The following is an 18118-nucleotide window of genomic DNA, read 5'->3' on the forward strand; positions in this document are numbered from 1 at the left end:
GGCGGAGACGGCATCTTCGCTCTTGGATGAAGGCCTTACGCGCCCAAAGGCAGCTGATAAGTGCCGCCCTGGCAACACACCGGGATCGTTCCCAGCCGCCGCGCGGTTGTCGCCCTGGCATGCCTAGGCAGACCGCCAGGATACGCAACCGGGCGGACGCAGATTTCAGGTCTAGAGCATTTTGCTTTTGAAAATGCTCTGCAAGCCATGCGTCGGCATGGCTTGCCGCCGCGTAGGCGTAGGCGCAATTCACTTGCGCCGTCAACGCCGGAGCGGGCGTCTTAAAAGCAATCTGCCTTAAAAGAAGCCGGCCCGCTTCCATGGAAGCGGGCCGGCCTGTAATGTCGTGGGTTCTGCGCGAGCCAGAGACCTGCACGCGGGCAGAAGTCCTTAAAGGGTTGAACCGGAAGGTCGCGCCCTCCCCTCGTCAGTGACTATTCCTGCGCGCTGCCGCTGGCCTCGCTGTTTCCATTCTCGCCCCGGCCACGTCCACGGCCGCCGTTGCCGTTTCCGTTACCCGGTTTGCCGCCGCGCCTTGCGGGCAGGATGAGCACGCGCTTGAGCGGGCCTTCGCCCTTGCTGCGGGTCTGCACGGACGGATCCGCCTGCAGGGCCATGTGGATGACCCGGCGGTGATAGGACGTCAGCGGCTTGGTGGACTGGGCGCGGCCCGAGGACTTGGCCTTGCCGGCCAGAAAATAGGCCATTTTGCGCAGCTTGTCGTCCTGGCGCTCGCGGTAGTTGCCGGTATCGATCTGCACGCGCACGGACTCGGGCCACTGCTTGCTCACCACGCGGTTGACCAGATACTGAACCGCGTTGATGGTTTGGCCGTCACGGCCGATGAGCAGGCCCGAATCCTCCTCATTTGTATCGGTTATGCGCACACGCACGCGGTCCGGGGTCTGCGTCAGAGTGATCTGGACCTGGCCTACGATGGGCTCAACGAGCAGGGCTACGGTCTTGCGCAGCAGAGCTTCCAGCTCAGGCTTATCAAGCGGCTTTTCCTCGACTTCCTGGATCTCCTCGCTGAAGTCCTCGTCCAGATCGTCGAGAAGATCCGCTTCCATGTCCATTGAACCTGCGGCGGCAGTGGGGGCAACAGGAGCGGCGCGCATGGGTCTGGGAGCCTGCCGCTCAGGCGCGGGCGCAGCCGGAGCTTCGGCTCCCGCCTCTTCGGACTCTCCGTCAGGCGCGTAATCCTCGGCCTTGAACTCGGGCCTGGGGGCCTTCTTGTGCCGCGAGCGGCGTCCCCTGCCCTGGCGGGATTCGGAACGGCCTTCCGGGCGGGACTCGGATTGCGGTGCGGGCCTGGCTTCGGCTTGAACCGCGGCCTGGGCTTCAACCCGAGGTTCGGCCTGGGGCATGGCTCGCTGCTCAGCCCTGGGTTCGCTCGTCCTCTCTGCCCTGGGCTCGCTCGTCCTCTCGGTCGCGCGGCCGCTGGGCATGGGCTTGCCGCCCAGGGACTGGGCCACGCGCGGTCTGGCCTTTACCACGGCCTTTTTTTTGCCCACCAGGCCAAAGATGCCAGACGAGCCCCCGCTTATGATTTCGATCTCAAGCTTTCCGCGGTCAAGCGCGTAGAAATCGCAGGCCTCCTTGATGGCGTCATCCAGGCTTTTACCTGTGAATTCCTTGTATTCGCTCATGATGTGTTTCTCCTATGCCGGCGCGAGCCTGGCCTCGGCTTGCAGGGTATTCCGCTCTATGCGCGCCACGGCCTAGGCCTTGCGCATGAGCCACCACTGCTGGGCGATGGACAGCACGTTGTTGACGAGCCAGTACAGCACCAAGCCAGCCGGGAAGTTGAGGAACATGAAAGTGAAGATGAGGGGCATGAACATCATGATCTTCTGCTGCGTCGGATCACCGGCGGCCGGGGTGAGCTTCTGCTGCAGGAACATGGTCGCGCCCATGATCAGCGGTGTGATGTAGAAAGGATCCTTGGCCGAAAGGTCCGCCAGCCAGATGTAGTTCGTGAAAGGCAGATGCTCGATGAATGCGGCGTGCCGCAGTTCGATGGCGCCCATCAGAGCGTTGTACAGACCCAGGAATACCGGGATCTGCAGCACCATGGGCAAGCAGCCGCCCATGGGGTTGACCTTGTAGGTGCGGTAGAGCTGCATCATCTCCTGGTTCATCTGGACCCGGTCGTCGGCGTGCTTCTCCCGGATCTTGGCCATCATGGGCTGCAGCTTCTTCATCTGGTTCATGGACTTGTAGCTCTTCTGCGAAAGCGGCCAGAACACGAGCTTGATGAACACCGTCAGCAGGATGATGGCCACGCCCCAATTGTGCGTGAAGGAGTACAGCCAGTCGAGGGCCAGCACCAAGGGCTTGGCGATTACGCTGAACCAGCCGTAGCTGATGGACCGGCTCAGTTCGGCGGGCGCGACCGCCAGAAGTTCGCGGACCTTGGGCCCGAGGAAGTAGTCCGCGGCCACGCTGGCCTCGCTGCCCGGATCGAGCAGGATGTCGCTCTTTTCCACGGCGATGCGGTAAAGCTGGTCCGAATAAAGAGCCTTGAAGGTCGCCGGCTCGGTTTGCGGCGCGATAGCCAGCAGGAAGTAGTTGCTCAGCAGACCGCCCCAGCGCACCTGTCCCGTGAAAGTCAGGCCCTTGGCCAGATCGTCCGTGTCGCTCTCGGACTCAAGTCCGCCTTCAGCAAGATATTCCACGCGCGTGGGGTTGTAACTGTCGCCTTCGGCCGACAAGGTGGTGCCGGCCAGGGTGAAGGCCAACCTGCCCGAGAGCTGGGCCTGGGTCTGGTTGGCGACGCGCACCGAATCCTGCACGGTGTAGTTGTCCGCGCGGAAGGTCAGCGTGCGCACGAGACGCGCGCCAGCGATGTCGCAAACAAAGGAGAGTTGCCCGGTCTGGTCGTCGGAAAGCGTGAGGTCGGAACCCTCGAAGCTCCACGAACCGCGATTCCAGGTCGGCGCGCCGTTCCAGATGAGCCCAAGGGGCGCCTTCTCCTGGGCCTGCCGTGACACAAGGTCGATGTTGGCGGCGCCGGGTTCGATGCCGGTCTTGTAGTTCTTGAGAATGAAGTGCTGAAGCACACCGCCGTCGGCAAACAGCTTGGCCGTGTACAGGGGCGTTTCAACGGTGACGATCTTGCCGGATGCGGACGTGAAAGCCGCGCCGGGAATCGCCTCCAGGGGTTGGGCCGACTGCGGCCGAGGCGCAGGCTGGGCTTGCGGGGCGGGAGCTTGGGCCTGCTCGACCGGCTGCTCGGGGGCAAAAAAGTAGCTCCAGCCGACGAGTATGGCCAGGGACAGCACCGTGGCCAGCAAAAGTCTTTTGTTTTCCATGGCTCGCGTCGTGTTTACGGGTCAGTGGTGTGTTCGCGGGGTCCGGAACAGGGCCTGCATCCCGCGAACGTTTCTGGCACAGGGTCGAAGCCGCCGGCGGCGAACGGATGGCAGCGCAGAATGCGCCACAGGGTCAGCAAACCGCCTCTGAGCGCGCCGAATCGGGTGATGGCTTCCGCGGCGTACGCGGAACAGGTGGGAGTGAACCGGCAGCAGGCCGGAAGCAGTGGCGAGACTGCCAGTTGATACAGACGGATGAGGAGCAGAAACAACGTGCGCACTCACCCGCCTCCTTGCGCTGCCCCGCGCCGGCACCCCTCGCGGGACGCACAGGCTTCGGAAGCCAAGAGCCCCGCGCGGACAAGCATGGGCGTAAGTTCAGCCTCGACCTGACGCAGGTCGAGGCTGCTGGCATCCACGTGACGCTTGGGAACGACGACAATGTCCATGAGCTCGGACAACTCGTGCTGATGCAGCCTGAAGTATTCCCGCAGGACGCGCTTGATGCGGTTGCGGCGAACCGCCGATCCGACCTTGCGGGTCACGGCCAAGCCCAGTCGCCACGATCCATGCTCATGCGGCAGGACGTAAGCAATGAAACGCCTGGAGTTCAGGCGTCTGCCACCATCGTAGCAGGCCAGAAACTCCGGTCGCGACAGGAGCCGGTTGCGCTTGGGAAAGCTTAGGCCGACAATCTTTGACGACCCTTCGCACGGCGCCGATTCAGCATATTGCGGCCGTTCTTGGTGCTCATGCGGACACGGAAGCCGTGTGTCCTTTTGCGCTTGATCTTGCTCGGCTGATAGGTTCTTTTGCTCATTGTGAATTCTCCTCATGAAAGTGGAACGCAGTTAAATACGTCCGAAAGACCGACTCGTCAACACCGAATCACGCCTGCCCTGGCCTGCAGCGCCTGCTGGCCGCTCCGCGAGGAGCCTGGACAAAACCGGATGCTTCGTCAAGCTGGTCCCGAATTTGCTCTATGCCCCATTACATTTTTGAACGCGAATTGTTTGCGCCGACCAGCGTCGGCACGACCTCGGGAAAGGACCTAGCCATGCCTGTTTAAAATCTCGAATGCTTAGCGGCGACCATGCATCGCGCCCCGAATCCCTTGCGAAAACGTTTGGCATCATTTTGTAATAGTTTTTTCTTTTGATGGGACTTAACTTGAAACAATTTATCTAGTAAAAATACTCAGGAAGAACGTATAATGGATCGATTCTGGTTCACGCGCCTTGCGCTGGTCAAGGCAGCCTTGGAAGGCAACGGCTTCATCGCCCACATCGCCGAAGACGGTGATGCCGCCTGCCGGCTTATGGAGGACCTGATTCTGCCAGCCGCCGCGCCGGCATCCATGTCCTGGGGCGGCTCGACCACCGTTGTCTCCCTGGGTCTCTACAACCGGCTTAAGGACCGCCAGGACGTGCAAATCATCGACACCTTCGACAAGACCGCCTCCCGCGAGGAGATCCTCGAGCGTCGGCGTCACGCCCTGCTGGTGGACTTGTTCATAACCGGCAGCAACGCAGTGACCGAGGACGGCTCGCTTGTCAATCTGGACATGATCGGCAACCGCGTGGCCGCCCTGGCCTATGGACCCAGACAAGTGGTCGTGCTCGTGGGGCGCAACAAGATCGTCTCCGGCCTGAGCCAGGCCATGGAACGGATCAAGACCATCGCCGCGCCGGCCAACACCATGCGCCTGGATAAGAAGACCCCCTGCGCCGTCACCGGCCGCTGCCAGGATTGCAAGAGCCAGGACCGGATTTGCAACGTATGGACAATCACTGAGAAATCATTCCCCAAGGGCCGCATAACCGTGGTACTGATTAACCAAGAGCTGGGCTTCTAGCCGGAGGCGTCATGAGCTTTACGACACCTGTCTGGGACATGGCTGCATTTGTCTGGATCAACCAGACAGCTCGGCATGAGGTGCTTGACGCCGTCATGCCCGTGATCTCCCAGCAGGTCTGGCTGTGGCTGCTCCTCGCGGCGATGGTCACGATGATCCTCGTGCGCGCGGGCGCGCGCAGGCTGCTGCCGCTGCTTTGTATTCTGTTGGCCGTGGGGGTCGCCGACCTGAGCACGTCCATGCTCAAGGATGCCTTCGGCCGCGTGCGCCCCCTGAATGCGGTGGCGGAAACACATCACCTGGATGAAGGCCGCTGGAATCAGCACCCCGCGACCTTTCTGCAAACCAAGGAGCGGGGCAGCTCTTTCCCTTCTGCCCACGCCGCCAACTCCATGGTCGTAGCCGTGCTGCTCATGGCTTACAGGCGGGAGTTGCGCCCCTGGATGCTGCTTCTGCCTTTGCTCGTCGGTTACTCGCGCGTCTACCTCGGCAAGCACTACCCAAGCGATGTCCTGGCCGGATGGCTATTGGGCCTGGCTTTGGCCATGGCCTTCCTACCCCTCGGAATCAGGCTCAGGGCCTGGGCCTTGCGCAATCCAGCTCGACCGCTAAGGCTCTTTCCCGCACGCGCTGTGCATACCGTATCGGGGCCGATAGCGCTGTCCCCACAGTCACCCTCAAAGCCGCAAAGCGCATGAATCCGCCATAAGCGGCGGCAGCGTTCGTCGGCTGCCAGCATGCCTTGGCTTGTCGCGACTGGCCGCTGGTTGGCTCCCTGCTATCCCTTCTGCATGCGGAGAAGGACTCCCCCTCTTTCCAGTCAGCCAAGTGAACTGGCCCGGCAATTAATCATGGGTACATGTCTTCCGGCGCGCTAGGCATGCTGTAGGCTCGCCAGCTCCTGCTGTGCCTTGCTGCGCAAGGGCGCGCTTGGGCAACTGCCTGGATGCGGCGGCCGGGGAGTGCCATGATCCGCTCGATTTTTCTGCCGGCCCTGTGCGGCCTCCTTTATTGTGCGCTTGCCAGTACGGCGGCAATGGCTCAGGCGGACACCAAGGCCGCGACCAGACACGCCGATCTGGGCGAGCCCGTGATCTGGTCCGAGGCTGGCCGACTCAGGCGAGCCTGGCCCGCGCCCTACGAATTGGCCGTCAGGCGCAGGCCTGGCGCGGCGGTGACGCGCGCGCTTGCGGATGCCTCCGCCCGCGAGATTGGGCGCGTGGGTCGCACCGCCTTCGTGCGTCTGGACGAAGCACTCGATCGCTGGAACTTCTGGAGCAGGACCCTGCCCCTGGCCGCCGACGCCGGCGTGGAAGCCGTGTCGCCCGCGTACTACTCCGGACCGGACAAGAACGCGCAGGGCCGCATGGCCCTCACTGGCCGCATCGTGGTGGGCTACGCCAGGCCAGACCCGAAACTAGCCGGCGATTTGGAGGACAGGCATGGTCTGACTAGGCTGGCTTCCTTTCCAGGCAACGCGGTGGTCTACGAGTCCGGCGATACGCGGCTTTCGCTGGATATAGCCGCGAGCCTGGCGGCCGAACCTGGCGTGGCCTTCGCCTATCCCGACTGGCTGCGCGACATGCGCCCCAGAGCCGTGCCGGACGACCCGCTTTTCCCTTCCCAGTGGCACCTCAGGAGCACGGACCAAGTTCCAGGCCTTGAGCCTGTCTGGGACAGTTACCGTGGAACCGCGGCGCAGGTCGTGGCCGTGGTGGACGACGGGCTGGACAGCGCGCACCCCGACTTCCAAGGCAATCTATTGCCCGCCCTGGGCCGGGATTTCGTGGATGACGACCTGGACCCTTCCCATGGCCTGCCTGCTGACGGGCATGGCACATCCTGCGCCGGCGTCGCCGCTGCCAGGGGCTTCAATGCCACCGGCGTGTGCGGCGTGGCGCCCTGGACTGGCTTGGCCGGCATCCGCCTGCTGGGCAACGCCACGGCATCCAATGCATCTTCCGCCCTGAGCTGGCGCAACCAGGACATCGCCGTATACAGCAACAGTTGGGGGCCGCCGGACAACGGCATGGTCCTGGAAGGCCCGGACCCGCTCACGGCGCAAGCCCTGGCCGCCGGAGTGGCCACTGGGCGCGGCGGCCTGGGCAGCATCTACGTCTGGGCCGGCGGCAATGGCCGACAGCAGAACGACAACGCCAACTACGACGGCTTCGCCAATTCCCGTTACACCATCGCCGTGGCTGCCACGGATTCCAATGGCGATCAGACGACCTACTCCGAGCCCGGGGCCTGCCTGCTGGTCAACGCCCCCTCCAGCGGCGCGCTTCTCGGCATCACCACCACGGATCGCGAAGGCGCGCCGGGTTATGATCCCAGCGCGTATACCGCCGGTTTTGGCGGCACGTCCGCCACGGCTCCCTTTGTGGCCGGTGTGGTTGCGCTCATGCTCCAGGCCAACCCCGAGCTGACCTGGCGCGACGTGCAGCGCATACTGGCCCTGAGCGCAAGCAAGAACGACCCCGATGACGCAAGTTGGCTGACCAACGGGGCCGGGTTGCGCGTGAGCCATGCCTACGGCTTCGGCCGCGTAAACGCCCAGGCCGCCGTGGCACTGGCGAGGGACTGGGAAACCTTGCCGCTTGCCCAGACGGTCCAGGGCGCCCGTCAGGTGGGCGCAGCCATACCCGACGCTGATCCGGCAGGCATCATTTCGCAAATTGCTTTCGAGCAAGAGCTGGAAGTGGAATTCGTGGAGGTGGCTTTCAGCGCATCCGATCACACATACTGGAGCGACCTGCAGGTGGAGCTGACCTCGCCCTCGGGCCTCACCAGCGTGCTGGCCGAGGCTCGCCCCGGAGGCGGCGCCGGCCCGCGCTACGATGGCTGGTTATTCGGTTCAACGTTGCACTTGGGCGAATCATCGCGCGGCGTGTGGACCCTGCGCGTGTCGGACCGCGTGGCCCGCGACACGGGCACTTTCCAAGCCTGGACCCTTACGCTCCACGGCGTGCCTGGCCAGGGCGGCCGACCGAACAGCACGATTCCGGCGTCCGTCCTGCTGCTCTTGCCGCCGGGCTGATGTCCGTCTTCCCGGCGTTCAGGTCGTGGCGAGATCGCAGGCCGCATGGCGCGGCAGGCGCACCATAAAGATAGTGCCCCTATCGGGTTGCGAGATGAAGGAGACTTCGCCGCCCAGGTAGCGTTCGGCGAAGAGCTTCATGCTGAAGGTGCCCAGGCCCCGATCCTTGCCTTTGGTGGAGAAGGAACGTTTGAAGACCTGCAACTGCACGTCGGGAGGCATGACGCCCGGATTGCGCACGCTGAAAACCACGGCATCCTGATCAGCCTTGCAGGATATGCTCACGATCTCGCCGGGCGATGTGGCCTCCAAGGCGTTCTTGAGCATGTTGCCCAGAATGCGACACAGAAGGTTGTAGTCCGTGTGCAGGCTCAGGTCGCCCTCGGCAGGCTCGGCCCGGATGAGCTTGCCCGAGGCAGCTTCGTGCGAGGAGTATGTCGAAGCCATGACCTTAATGACATCATCGCCGTTGAGCTGGATGAAATGTGGGGTCAGCTCGTCGCTCTCGGCGGCCATAAGGTCCTTCTGGGAGATTATCTCCTCCACCAGGTACTTGAATTGGGTATGCGCAAGGTTCAGCTCCTCGCGCATGGTTTCGGGCGCGTCCTCGGCCAGCAGGCCCAACAGACCGCGTAATCCGCCAGCATGATTTAGGATATCGTGAAAGAAGGTGCGTTCCAGGGCTCGCCGGCGCTTCTCATGGCTTACGTCGGTTACGCAAAAGACCGTGAACGACTCGCTGTCCAACGGAAATGGAGTGGCGCTGACCGACAGGTCCAAGGCCTCGATACGGCCGTTCACCGAGCGCAGCAGGTGGCACTCCTGAATATCCCGATGGCCGTTCAAGCTGGATATGATGGCCTGCACAGCGCCGCATTTGGTGCAGAATTCGCTCGTGCCGCACCCGCCCGGCAACCTGTTCGCATGGATGCAACTCAGGATCTCGCCGGGCCGCTTGCCGAGAATGGCGTCCATGCTGTCCAGGTTCAGCATCTGTAGCAGCGCCAGATTGCAATAGACCAGTTGGCGCTGGGCATTGAGCACCATAATTAACTGGGGCACTGCATCCACCAGCCGCGTGGTCTTGGATTGCTCCAGGGCTTCCCGCTGACGCAGGACGACACTCTGGGCAACCCTTTCCGCGGGGGCGAAAAAGGTAGTGAACCTGCTCATGAAAACCTCAAGGAAATATCGATGCGGATGGTAAAATGAAAGTCTTTCAGGAAAACGGATTCTTGGCAAGACGGGCGCGGTCGGCAACCGCGCCCGCCTGAATAATTCCTACTGCTGCAATCCTTGGCGGACCTCGGCCAGGAGCCGCTTGACCCGCTCCAGGGTTTGGGCCTGCTGTCCGTCGCCGAGTTGCTCGGCCAGGCTGTCTAGACTCCCGCTCATCTCTGCCAGGGAATCAGCCTGGGCCTGGCGTCGAGCCTGCTCCGGGAGCTCCGCCAGTTGGTCCATGCGCATATCCACCTGACCCATCCTGTACTCCATGGAGGCGACCTTCTCCTGGACCTGAGAAAGGGCTTCCACGCGCTCGGACATGTTTGTCATCTTATTATAGATGCTGAAGAAAAAGACCACCAACAGGACAAACGAGAGCGCAGCCACCAGCATGGCTATCTTGCTCAGGTCCCTTCCTCCTGTCTTGAGCTCCTCTGCTCCGGGATTCTGTTCGTAATTCTGGGCCATATCCCCTCCTGAGAGTTTACACACAGTTTTCATTCGTCACACTTCCAGGCCAAGGGCTGGAATGATGCAACACCTTACGGAATGATGCGCAGTTTTGGCAACCGGCTTTGAATTATCGGCAGAATGCCCATTAGCAAACCAGCTGCAAATTATAACCTCCGCCTTGTTCCAATAACCAAGACACGTTATCAGTTAGGAATACCGACCTAAGCCCAAAGGCTTGGGTCGCGCGGGGGGGAGATATGCGACAGGCGTTTTGGGCGATTGCTGCCGCCGTGACGATATGGGTTGTATCCGGATTTGGAGTCGCGTCCCAGGCTCAGGAAGCGGACGGTCAGGACGAGTTCATCCGGGGCTACGCCTCGGCAGTGCTGGCAAGCGAATTCGAGCTGCCGCCCGAGTGCGTGCACGTCCGGCTGGCAGTAGTCCAACTGCTCTGCGAACCAGAAACCGATGTGCGGTTGCGCCGGATGCTGACTCGCCTGCAGTCCATCCCCGGCGTGCAAGGGGTGGTCGGTCCCACGGGCCAAGCCGCTACAGGCAAAGCAAGCGAGGAACCCGAGCGGATCGTCTTCCTGCCGGATGACATGCTGTTCAAGCCGCTTATCGCCGATCCGCGTTGGCCGCATTTCTCGGCTTCATACCAGCGCTATCTGGAGGATGAGGACTTGCGCCACGTGGGCTCGGCCACCTTCGGCGAGACTTTTCCCTTCGTCCGCTTCACTTGGGCGCCGCAGCATGCAATCGACGCCGGCCTGCAGGCTGCCGTTTTTTCGATTTTCGACCTGGCGTCCGAATCGAGCGATCTGGTCAACGCCGACTACTGGGTGGCCGCCACTACCGCGTTGAGGCTCAACGGATTCTCGGCCTTGGGCCGTCTGTATCATCAGAGTTCACACCTGGGCGACGAATTCCTCCTGCGCAACGAGGTGGAGCGGGTCAACTTGAGCTACGAAGCCTTGGAGGCCATCCTGTCCCAAAATCTACCCTTTGGCTTGCGCGTGTACGGCGGCGGGGAGTTCCTCGTGCATCGTGAGCCGGAAGACCTGAAGCGCTGGGCGATGCAGGGAGGCCTGGAATTCCGCAGCCCCTGGACCATGGCCAATGGAACGATGCGGCCCGTAGCCGGACTGGATCTGCAATCCAGCCAGGAAAACGGCTGGGGGCCGAATTTGTCCCTGCGGGCCGGCGTGCAGTTGGAGGATCAGGTCTTCGTCAGCCGCAAGCTGCAAATCCTACTGGAATACTTCGACGGCAACTCGCCCAATGGACAATTCTATGATCGGGACATCCAATACATCGGCCTTGGTCTGCACTTGCAGTACGACTAAGCAGTTGCGGACCATCCGCATGCCGGGCTTACGCGGACAAACCAAGAGCCAGGCATGGACCCGGCCCCGACCGGAGAGAAAGTGAGCAATGACGAGGCACTGCGGGATGCCCGAGGTGCATTATTTTCGGCTCTAAGCCTGCGCCCTGGCAAACCTGCCGGCAGCGAAAAGCCCGGTGCTCAGGCAGAGCACGGCCAATCCGGCCACGCGCGCGGGCTCCAGGAGCCCCAGGCCGGCGGGCAGCAGAATCAGTGGCAGCACGCCCGTGGCGAATTCATGCAGGCCGAGGCGGTTTCGCCTGGACTCTTCGCGCTCCGGATCGTCCTGACCCAACTGGGCCCAGAAACCCTGCGCGGTATTTCCCAAAATGACCTCTAAGATGAAGTGAAGACCTATGACGGCGGCAAGGAGTATGAGTTCCATGGTCGTACCTCCTGGCCTGCCTTTTTCAAGCTGCATGCCGTTAAATATCCCTCAATAATTTAATGTATTACATTCTAGACACAGGGACAAATGTTTACAAAAAGGTAGACTACGTTCCTACCCCTACAAAAACGTAAGCCACACAAACAGCCCATCACCCCTCCGCTTGACAGACGTTTTGCAGGCCATGCCATTGGCTTTTCTCACCCCTTGCCAAGGTCATGCAGTCCTGCTATCTCACGCCGCCATCGAAAAACACACCCCAAAAGGCTTTATGATGAACGGTGATCGAATGATCGCATTCGCCTTAAGACTTGTCCTAGCGACCATGCTTGGCCTGTGGTTTCTTTCCCATGCAAGTGTCCCGGCGTCCCGTACGCTGGTGGACATCTTTCTCATGCAGGTGGTCATCATAGGCTTCTTCTTCCTCGGCCTTGGACCCACGTTGCGCCTGGGCGCAAAGTTGCTCGAGCTGCTTTCCGGCATGCTCGGGATCAACAGCAAGTACGTACTCGATCCCTGGCGCGGCACACGCACGCGCTGCGGACGGCTCCCCGGCTAGACCACTCTTCCCGCGCGGGCCGCGCCGGCTATTGTCGACAGCCCGATTTCCTGCCAAACATTCCGCGAGCAAGAAATGTTGAAGGAGCACAGACTCTTTCAGCGCCGAGTTGGCGTGCGAACCGCGCCAGCTCGTCAACTTGCGAGCCGTTCAAAACTCGCGTGCCGGCGGGCCTTCCCAACTACATTCGCCAGCGCCAGCCTGCCGCAGCCACCGGAGCCTGACATGGAACTGCCCATCTATCAGGTCGACGCTTTTACGGGAAAAGTCTTTGCCGGCAACCCGGCCGCGATCTGCCCACTCGATGAACCCCTCGATGCGCAGCTCATGCAGGCTATCGCCATGGAGAACAACCTCTCCGAAACAGCCTTCTTTTATCCCGAAGGTCAAAATTTTCGCCTGCGCTGGTTCACGCCCGTATCCGAAATAGACCTGTGCGGCCACGCCACCTTGGCCTCGGCCTGGGTGCTCTTCGAGGAGTTGGGCTACGACAGGCCCGAGATCCGCTTTGAAACCCAGAGCGGACCGCTCTTCGTCTCCCGCGACATCGAGGCCGGGCTGCTGCGCATGGACTTCCCGACCTGGACTCCCCAGCCGATCACGCCGCCCCGCGCCCTGCTGGACGGCTTGCGCGGCCCCGAGCCCTTGGAGGTGCTGGCCACCCGCGACTGGCTGGTGGTCTACAAGAATGAGGAAGACGTGCTGCGGCTGAATCCGGACATGGAATCGCTCAAGGCCCTGGACAGGCTGGGAGTCATCATCACGGCCAAGGGCGGCCCGATATCCAATGCGGATTTCGTGTCCCGCTTCTTCGTGCCCGGCGAGGGCATCCCCGAGGACCCCGTCACGGGCTCGGCCCATTCCACGCTCATCCCCTACTGGTCCCCGCGCCTGGGCAAGCAGGCCATGCGCGCCGTGCAGCTTTCCCAACGAAGGGGCGAGCTTTTCTGCGAGCACAATGGCGAGCGCGTGGCCATCTCCGGCCACGCCGTCCTGTACATGCGCGGCAGCATCTACGTGTAAAGGCGATCTTTCACGCAACGTCGGCCCTAAGATGACCGGACACCGGCGCCTGTTTCCAATCCAATTCATGCATGGAGAGGGCACCGCCCTCTCCATGCCCCTCCCGCCAGGGGACCATACCCGGATAAAAATCCCTGGATCCGTGACTTTCGTCTGAATGCTCTCGAACTTGGTCAGGCGGCCAGCAGCAAGCGACTTTTGAAAGTACGCTCTCGCCCTCCCTCAGCCCAAGGCAGTCGCTTCACGTCTCATAAGGATTGATCAACTGCACGGGCACGGGCGAAAGGCGGCTGACCCGCTCGGCCGTGTGGCCGGGGTGCAGGATTTCCTGCTGGCGGTTGCCGTGGCCATGGCCGTGGCTGGTCATGACCACGAGATCCACCTTGCATTCTTTGATGACCTTGAGGATCTCCTCGACCGCATCGCCCGAGGCGATGCGCGTGACGAGCTTAGGACAACCGCCGAGTCTGCTGGTGCACAGCTCGTCCAGCCGCGTGCGGGCCTGCTGCTGCTCCCACTCCTCGAACCGCTCGTACAGCTCCGGGTTGGGATAGTTGCCGTAAGCCGGGAAATAGTTCTTCAGGTCGATGCCTACGTAGAGCAGGATGACTTGCGCCCCGTGCTTGCTGGCCAAGTCACGCACATGATCGAGCGCCTTGAGGGAATTCTCGGAGAGATCGGTGGGCCAGAGTATGGTTTTCACGTCCATGGTCAGCCTCCTGGGTGTCCTGGGAGAACGAGAGGGGAGCTAGAGCCAAGGCCCAACATAGCAGACGAGGCGCAGTGCGCAAGAATAAGCTTGCGCGGAGATTGAGAATGGCCTGTCGGACGGCACAGGCAGGCCTACCAGTCCACCTGGAAGCGCATCTGCACGATGTCGGCGCTCTCGCGGTCGTCGATGACAACGCCGTCCGAATCCCGGTCCGTGACCATGGCGTGCACGTAGTTGAGCATGACGCGCGTGTTGGGATTCAGGTACCAGTTGACGCCCGCGGTCACGTCCTGGAGCTGGCCGCCCCGGACATCCTGGCTGTTCAGATCCAGGGACGACCAGCGCGCGGCCAGTTCCCAGGCTCCCATCCCGCCTTGGGGACTGAAGTTATTGTTGGGTCTCACGCGAGAAAACACTCCGGATTTGTAGACCCGATGCTCGCCGGTCAGGAACCAGCTCACGAAGGCGTAGTAGCTCTGCAAGTACAGATCGTCGCCCGCGCCGTCGTCCCGGTGCACCCAGTTGCTCACGTACTCGGCCTGAAACGAGAGCGGACCAAGCACCAAGGCCGCCTCCAGGCCCGCGAGATCGCTGCCGTCGGCGTCCAGCGTGTCCGTGTCCACCAGCCGAGATGGCGCGAGGTGCGCCTCGGGCCTGGCCCTGTAGCGGATTTCATTATCCCCGGAAACGAATTGGTGGGCGTAGCTTGCGCCGACATGCGCGAGTCGCTCGCCGTCATCCTCCAGCCAGGGCAGGAAGGTCACGCGGCCTGCCGCAAACCAGTTGTCCTCGTTATCGTAGTCCGGCTCGCCCTCGGAAGTGGAGAACGCGCCGGCCTGCCAGGTCAGCCGCTCTCCCGCGCCGTTGAAGAGCGATGCGCCCATGCGCCGGCTCGGCGCCATCACATCGATGCCGATGGAACGCTCTATGAAGGTAATGTAGTTGGAGCTGGTCATGGCCTCCAACGAGAACGGCGCGAAGTACTGGCCCAGCATGACGTCGCCCAAGTCAGTGCCCGTGTGGTAGCCTACGTAGACGTCCTTGGGCTCCACCGCGCCGCCCTCCTCGAAGGCTGGGGCGAAGTCAATCTGGGCTTTGAAGAACACGTCCCGGTAGATGTCGCCCTGGAAGTTGAAGCGCATCCTGCGGAACTCCGTGCCGAAGCCTTCGATGGGCTCCTGCCCGCCTGCCTCCAGGGCCGAGTCCAGTCCGTCGCTTGCCGCGATGGCCGCCCAGTCGGCCTGGATGCGCCCGCCGATGCGCAGGCGGAAGTTCTTGTCCGCCGAGTCGAGCTTCAATCCCTCATCCCAGTAGAACCGCAAGTCCTCACCCTCGGCGCAGAAGGCGGGCGTATGAAACGTCAGCGACAGCACAAGCAAGGCCATCGATGCAACGCAACGGAGCGTAAGGCCTTTTTTCAGCCGAATCATAGCGACTCCAACCTCTTCTTTCATGCCAAAGCAAACGAATCAGCCTCCAGGTGTGTTCTGCACAGGGCAATATACGACAAGTCCTTTGAGATGCACATGGCGAAAGAAGGATAAGCGAGGAGAAGAGCATTATTTGCGACTTACGGCGTAGGGCTGCATCCCACAGTAAGACAAGAGAACGGAGAAGTGCCTTGCTCTCCCCGGACCCACCCATCAGGGCCCTATCCGGAGCAAAAGCCGCCCTGGAATCGCGCAGTTCATTAGCGGATCGCTATAAGGCGAGGCATAAGCAATGCGGACTGGTATCCGGCGGGCTTGGCAGAAAGGTAGTTGATACATGCGGGTCCAGGGCGTGCTTACGCCCTGGTGAGGAGAGGTTCGGAGAGGGGTGACCCCCTCTCCGATTAGCGGTTCTCGAACTGAACAGATTGCTTTTAAGACGCCCGCTCCGGCGTTGACGGCGCAAGTGAATTGCGCCTACGCCTACGCGGCGGCAAGCCATGCCGACGCATAGCTTGCAGAGCATTTTCAAAAGCAAAATGCTCTAATCGGCCTTGCGCACTCCGCCCTGGCTCAACCACACGCCGGCCAGCACGCAGGCCGAGGCCAGAAGCTGGTATGCATTAAGCGTTTCGCCGAGCAGGAGCCAGCCCAGGAACACCGCGGTCACGGGCACGAGGTTGATGAAGGCCGAGGCTTGGCTGGCGGGCAGGCGGCTCATGCCCCAGTTGTACAGCCCGAAAGCGCCCAGGGTCACGCAGGAGCCCAGGAAGGCCAGAGTCAGCAGCACTGGCCAGCCCTGCTCCAGCAACTCTGCCGAGAGCACCAGGGGCGCGCCGGGCAGAAAGAACAGGAAGCCGCACAGGGTCTGCACGGCCGTGAGCGTCCAGGACGACCAGCGTTCGCTCAGGCGTTTGAGCAGGAGCATGGAGGCCGCGGCGCAAACCATGGCGCACAGCTCCAGGGCATTGCCCAGCAGGGGGTTGGAGGCGCTCTCGCTGGGCGAGCCGGCCAGGGTCAGCCAGGCCACGCCGCCGATGGCCAGGGCCAAGCCGGCGGCCGTGGTGGCCGACAGTGCCTCGGCCAGGAAGATGCGCGCGCCCACGGCGACCAGCAGCGGCACCGAGGAGGAGATGACTCCGGCCTGAGCCGCCGATGTGAAGCGCAAAGCGTTGGCCTCGAACAGGAAATAGAGGCAGGGCATGCTAATGGCCATGGGCAGCAAAAGCCACCAGTCGCCCCTGCGATAAGCGCGCGGCTTGAGCCGGGGGGCGAAGGGAGCGATAATGGCCAGGGCGATGGCCATGCGCGCCCACATGACAGCCCATGGTCCCAGGGCCTGCACCACGACCTTCATGGCCGGGTAGGAAGCGCCCCACAGCAGCACGGCCGCCAACAAGGCCAGCACGGGCAGGATGGGCTTGCGGGCGGAATCGTCTGTAAACGCCGCACCGGGGGCGGCGATCATATCCGCGGACGTCTTCATGTCGTTCTCCTTTATACGCAACGTCATGAGATATTCCTATCGCCGCAAGGGGTATTGCAGGAAATTGCCGTGCGGTCAGCGCGCCAGGTACTGACCCGGCGTCATGCCGAAGAAGTGGCGGAAAGTATTACTGAAGTGGCTCTGGTCCGAGAAGCCGGCTTCGGATGCGGCCTGGACAAATGGCAGACCTTTCAGGAGCAGCCGGCGGGCGTGTTCGACGCGCAGTTGCAGATGGTAGGCATAGGGCGACATGCCCGTGGCGGCCTTGAACACGCGCAGCAGATGGTAGCGGCTCAGGCCTGTCTCGGCGGCCAGCTCCTCCAGGGATACCTTGGCGTCGAGGTGTTCGTGCAGATGCTCCTTGACGCGCCGCACTGCTTCGGGTTCGCCGCCGGGACCGGGCAGGCTTGGGCGCATGGCCGCGTGTCCGGCCATGAGCAGGGAGAAGGCCGCGACCATGGCCGATTCCTTGGCCAGCAGCTCGCCGCCCGCGGCCACCAGACAGGTCAACCGCAAGAGCATGTCCCTGGCCCTGGGCGCACCCACCACCCAGCGCGTGAACTCCGGGTAGCCCTCACGGCCCAGGTCCTGGGCCAGCCGCCGCATCCACAATACGTCCACATTGAGCATACGATAGGTCGCGCGCACGCCGCTGGGCGGTATGCCCGAATGCACCTGGCCCGGATTGATGAGCGCGATCTCGCCGGCCGCAACAAAGCAGTCATCGCGGTCCGGCTCCAGGCAATAGGCCCCGCCGTCCTCCATGACCCCGATGGCGTAATGCTCGTGGGCGTGCTTGGGAAACGCGTGGGGGCTGGACAGGATGCGGCTGACCTCCAGGCCGGGCACATCGCTGTCCCGCCATACGCGGACATCCAAACAAGGCTTCATATGCTCGTACCGCTGCTTCTCGGGTCACCCGGGAACGTGGAAAGGGGCGCTGCCTTGCCAGGGCGGCTCGCTCCTCTCCAGGTCTTACCCCGCCAGGGGCGATTCGCTCCTGGACCCGCACTGTTGCATGATCGCTGCTCGACCACCGACTTAATAATCCTGATTCCAGCCGGTGTTCAGTGGTAGACTAGTCCACGCCTCGATTCCGTATTGCAAAATATTGCTGCGGCTTCAGTCCATCAGACCGGCGGATGCTCCAACAGGGCGGAATCCCACAGCCATTCCAGCAAGATTCCACCTGTGTCTGGAGACGCACATATAGATTGATAGGCCGCTTGCCCGGACCCGGCAAGTTGTGA

The 18118-nt window shown here is 62.3% G+C and carries 18 protein-coding genes; 6 read left to right on the forward strand and 12 right to left on the reverse strand.

The window, feature by feature from the left end:
* Positions 1–434: 434 nt before the first annotated feature.
* The 5 genes from H585_RS0116885 to rpmH all read right to left on the reverse strand — a co-directional run bounded on the left by H585_RS0116885 (position 435) and on the right by rpmH (position 4134).
* The gene (locus tag H585_RS0116885) at positions 435–1649 is read right to left on the reverse strand and encodes a Jag family protein (protein ID WP_027368686.1); all 1215 of its coding nucleotides are present in this window, start codon (positions 1647–1649) and stop codon (positions 435–437) included.
* Positions 1650–1721: 72 nt separating this feature from the next.
* Positions 1722–3314, reverse strand: coding sequence for a membrane protein insertase YidC (gene yidC, locus H585_RS0116890; RefSeq protein ID WP_027368687.1), 1593 nt, complete (start codon positions 3312–3314; stop codon positions 1722–1724).
* A 14-nt stretch (positions 3315–3328) separates the two neighbouring features.
* Positions 3329–3595 (reverse strand): membrane protein insertion efficiency factor YidD, encoded by a 267-nt coding sequence (gene yidD / locus H585_RS0116895; protein WP_014259539.1) that lies wholly within the window; start codon positions 3593–3595, stop codon positions 3329–3331.
* Positions 3596–4009 carry a ribonuclease P protein component gene (gene rnpA / locus H585_RS22730; RefSeq protein ID WP_027368706.1) on the reverse strand — a complete coding sequence of 138 codons (414 nt, stop codon included), beginning with the start codon at positions 4007–4009 and terminating at the stop codon, positions 3596–3598.
* Complete coding sequence (gene rpmH / locus H585_RS0116905; protein WP_014259537.1) at positions 3997–4134, reverse strand: 50S ribosomal protein L34; 138 nt, start codon at positions 4132–4134, stop codon at positions 3997–3999. The genes rnpA and rpmH overlap by 13 nt, the downstream gene beginning before the upstream one ends.
* 393 nt (positions 4135–4527) lie before the next feature.
* Between rpmH and H585_RS0116910 the strand changes: the two genes are divergently transcribed.
* From H585_RS0116910 to H585_RS0116920, 3 genes are all read left to right on the forward strand, one after another.
* Positions 4528–5169: a lactate utilization protein gene (locus H585_RS0116910; RefSeq protein WP_014259536.1), complete on the forward strand. Its 642-nt coding sequence runs from the start codon at positions 4528–4530 to the stop codon at positions 5167–5169.
* 11 nt (positions 5170–5180) lie between these two features.
* Positions 5181–5867: a phosphatase PAP2 family protein gene (locus H585_RS0116915; protein WP_014259535.1), complete on the forward strand. Its 687-nt coding sequence runs from the start codon at positions 5181–5183 to the stop codon at positions 5865–5867.
* Positions 5868–6136: 269 nt separating this feature from the next.
* Positions 6137–8209, forward strand: a complete 2073-nt coding sequence (locus tag H585_RS0116920) for a S8 family peptidase (RefSeq protein WP_027368688.1) — start codon at positions 6137–6139, stop codon at positions 8207–8209.
* A gap of 18 nt (positions 8210–8227) precedes the next feature.
* On the opposite strand, the gene H585_RS0116925 is transcribed toward H585_RS0116920, so the two are convergent.
* Positions 8228–9382: a sensor histidine kinase gene (locus H585_RS0116925; RefSeq protein ID WP_027368689.1), complete on the reverse strand. Its 1155-nt coding sequence runs from the start codon at positions 9380–9382 to the stop codon at positions 8228–8230.
* A gap of 108 nt (positions 9383–9490) precedes the next feature.
* Positions 9491–9901 (reverse strand): hypothetical protein, encoded by a 411-nt coding sequence (locus H585_RS0116930; RefSeq protein ID WP_027368690.1) that lies wholly within the window; start codon positions 9899–9901, stop codon positions 9491–9493.
* Between the two features lie 275 nt (positions 9902–10176).
* Here H585_RS0116930 and H585_RS0116935 point away from each other — a divergent pair, with 275 nt between their 5' ends.
* Entirely contained in the window at positions 10177–11232 is a 1056-nt protein-coding gene (locus H585_RS0116935) for a DUF1207 domain-containing protein (protein ID WP_244432601.1), read from the forward strand.
* Between the two features lie 132 nt (positions 11233–11364).
* On the opposite strand, the gene H585_RS0116940 is transcribed toward H585_RS0116935, so the two are convergent.
* On the reverse strand, positions 11365–11655 hold the full coding sequence (locus H585_RS0116940) for a hypothetical protein (protein WP_027368692.1): 291 nt from the start codon (positions 11653–11655) through the stop codon (positions 11365–11367).
* 292 nt (positions 11656–11947) lie between these two features.
* On the opposite strand from H585_RS0116940, the gene H585_RS0116945 reads away from it, so the two are divergent.
* A complete protein-coding gene (locus H585_RS0116945) occupies positions 11948–12217 on the forward strand; it encodes a hypothetical protein (RefSeq protein ID WP_237707711.1) in 270 nt (89 codons plus the stop codon).
* A 225-nt stretch (positions 12218–12442) separates the two neighbouring features.
* Positions 12443–13240 carry a PhzF family phenazine biosynthesis protein gene (locus H585_RS0116950; RefSeq protein WP_027368693.1) on the forward strand — a complete coding sequence of 266 codons (798 nt, stop codon included), beginning with the start codon at positions 12443–12445 and terminating at the stop codon, positions 13238–13240.
* Positions 13241–13481: 241 nt separating this feature from the next.
* Here H585_RS0116950 and H585_RS0116955 read toward each other — a convergent pair whose 3' ends face one another.
* The 4 genes from H585_RS0116955 to H585_RS0116970 form a co-directional block, all read right to left on the reverse strand.
* Positions 13482–13949: a universal stress protein gene (locus H585_RS0116955; RefSeq protein WP_014259527.1), complete on the reverse strand. Its 468-nt coding sequence runs from the start codon at positions 13947–13949 to the stop codon at positions 13482–13484.
* 134 nt (positions 13950–14083) lie between these two features.
* Positions 14084–15382, reverse strand: coding sequence for an OprO/OprP family phosphate-selective porin (locus H585_RS0116960; RefSeq protein WP_027368694.1), 1299 nt, complete (start codon positions 15380–15382; stop codon positions 14084–14086).
* Between the two features lie 544 nt (positions 15383–15926).
* Entirely contained in the window at positions 15927–16895 is a 969-nt protein-coding gene (locus tag H585_RS0116965; RefSeq protein WP_027368695.1) for a DMT family transporter, read from the reverse strand.
* Between the two features lie 48 nt (positions 16896–16943).
* Entirely contained in the window at positions 16944–17759 is an 816-nt protein-coding gene (locus H585_RS0116970; protein ID WP_027368696.1) for an AraC family transcriptional regulator, read from the reverse strand.
* Positions 17760–18118 lie beyond the last annotated feature (359 nt).

Source organism: Desulfocurvibacter africanus subsp. africanus DSM 2603 (assembly GCF_000422545.1).
Classification (GTDB): Bacteria; Desulfobacterota; Desulfovibrionia; order Desulfovibrionales; family Desulfovibrionaceae; genus Desulfocurvibacter; species Desulfocurvibacter africanus.

Bases quoted from the DNA above. Each gene is read 5' to 3' on its own strand.
- H585_RS0116940 (WP_027368692.1), bottom strand. From the start codon at position 11,655: ATGGAACTCATACTCCTTGCCGCCGTCATAGGTCTTCACTTCATCTTA.
- H585_RS0116970 (WP_027368696.1), bottom strand. From the start codon at position 17,759: ATGAAGCCTTGTTTGGATGTCCGCGTATGGCGGGACAGCGATGTGCCC.
- H585_RS0116945 (WP_237707711.1), top strand. From the start codon at position 11,948: ATGATCGCATTCGCCTTAAGACTTGTCCTAGCGACCATGCTTGGCCTG.
- H585_RS0116915 (WP_014259535.1), top strand. From the start codon at position 5,181: ATGAGCTTTACGACACCTGTCTGGGACATGGCTGCATTTGTCTGGATC.
- H585_RS0116955 (WP_014259527.1), bottom strand. From the start codon at position 13,949: ATGGACGTGAAAACCATACTCTGGCCCACCGATCTCTCCGAGAATTCC.
- H585_RS0116910 (WP_014259536.1), top strand. From the start codon at position 4,528: ATGGATCGATTCTGGTTCACGCGCCTTGCGCTGGTCAAGGCAGCCTTG.
- H585_RS0116965 (WP_027368695.1), bottom strand. From the start codon at position 16,895: ATGACGTTGCGTATAAAGGAGAACGACATGAAGACGTCCGCGGATATG.
- H585_RS0116960 (WP_027368694.1), bottom strand. From the start codon at position 15,382: ATGATTCGGCTGAAAAAAGGCCTTACGCTCCGTTGCGTTGCATCGATG.
- rpmH (WP_014259537.1), bottom strand. From the start codon at position 4,134: ATGAGCAAAAGAACCTATCAGCCGAGCAAGATCAAGCGCAAAAGGACA.
- H585_RS0116950 (WP_027368693.1), top strand. From the start codon at position 12,443: ATGGAACTGCCCATCTATCAGGTCGACGCTTTTACGGGAAAAGTCTTT.
- yidC (WP_027368687.1), bottom strand. From the start codon at position 3,314: ATGGAAAACAAAAGACTTTTGCTGGCCACGGTGCTGTCCCTGGCCATA.
- H585_RS0116885 (WP_027368686.1), bottom strand. From the start codon at position 1,649: ATGAGCGAATACAAGGAATTCACAGGTAAAAGCCTGGATGACGCCATC.
- H585_RS0116930 (WP_027368690.1), bottom strand. From the start codon at position 9,901: ATGGCCCAGAATTACGAACAGAATCCCGGAGCAGAGGAGCTCAAGACA.
- H585_RS0116920 (WP_027368688.1), top strand. From the start codon at position 6,137: ATGATCCGCTCGATTTTTCTGCCGGCCCTGTGCGGCCTCCTTTATTGT.
- H585_RS0116925 (WP_027368689.1), bottom strand. From the start codon at position 9,382: ATGAGCAGGTTCACTACCTTTTTCGCCCCCGCGGAAAGGGTTGCCCAG.